General features: G+C 40.7%; 2 protein-coding genes. Both read right to left on the reverse strand.

Annotated elements, in window-relative coordinates; genetic code table 11:
* The coding region (locus ACNRUY_RS26530) for a transposase (protein WP_488112090.1) at positions 1 to 135 on the reverse strand (135 nt) is incomplete at its 3' end.
* Positions 136 to 161: 26 nt separating this feature from the next.
* The gene (locus ACNRUY_RS26535) at positions 162 to 1,040 is read right to left on the reverse strand and encodes a hypothetical protein (protein ID WP_488114669.1); all 879 of its coding nucleotides are present in this window, start codon (positions 1,038 to 1,040) and stop codon (positions 162 to 164) included.
* Between the last annotated feature and the right edge of the window lie 217 nt (positions 1,041 to 1,257).

The raw sequence follows: 1,257 nt of genomic DNA on the forward strand, positions 1-1,257 counted from the left end.
CCAATTGTAGATCTGCTGTACGCTGATACCGAGCTGTTCAGCAACAGCAGAAGCTTTGTGGTCTGGTAAGCCTGCCAGACGAACAGCTTCTTTTCGGAACTCTTCGGTATAAGCAGGGTTTCTATATCGGCTCATGATACACCTCCCAGTTAGACTGTAATCTAACTTAGCGGGGTGTCCACAATTCGTGGGTAACTCCTGATCATAACGCCCAGGCCATCAATCCCCAGATCCTGGCCGGTATCCCAGTCGAGGTATTGATAAATCAGTTTACCAAGGGGGAGCTGCCCAGAGGTTTGTTTGCCTTGGAACGTCCATATTTGATTTTGGTAAGAGGCAGCAACAACAATCTCAACTCTGTTTTCACCAGAGCCAATTAGTGTTTTTCCACTAAAACTACCCGCATTGGCATTTTTGCTGCCTGTTATATTAAAGCCAAGAGCCTTAATATTAAAAAGCCCCCCAACAACCTCCCAGTTAGCTGTTACATCACAGTTAACACTAAAAAAAGAACTTGAAGGTATAACGGTAAGAGAGAAACCGGTAATTGCCGACTTTAGGTCTACTTTAACATCAGGTAAAAATAACTCTATCAACTCTCCTAATTTAATTTCACCTACTTCTAACACTCCTTGTATTAATAGTTTTGGGATTTCTGCGTTGATAGAAACAATTCCACCGCCAACTTCAACCTTTCCGCTTACAGCGCCATGAATATGTCTTAACACAAGATTAGCTGGTGAAATAATCTCAAGATCTATCACTAAGTTATTGACTCTTAGATTAGGCAATAGCTCCCATACTGTTGTGCTACTCGATTCAATTCTTGCTCCTAACCTACTAACATTTGTATTTTCCAAATCATATAAAACATCAACTTCACTGACACCCAAGCCGAATAAATCGTTGAGTGGAGAAGGTAAACATTGAGCAACACTTATTCCCCCAAAGAATTGTGAGATGGATAAAGGGCTTAGGTAAGGTTTGTCTATTGCCCCATGAAATTTCAATTGAGTTATAACAGGAAAGTTTACACTCAACTCTACTGATGGTGAAAGTAACGTACCATATATTTTACCAAATGGTGAAAGTGGCGGATCAAAAACTGAAAGAGTAAAACCTGTATAATTTGTAGTAGTTCAGACCTGATCTGACAGTCACCGATTTTTCAGAGGGTGTCTGTCAGGTCAAATTCAGGCTACAAATTTTTCCTTCCAGATCTCTTTGCCATCTATCAGAGTTTCCATTGGCGTTCTT

The sequence above is a fragment of the Endozoicomonas sp. Z74 genome, assembly GCF_057680865.1.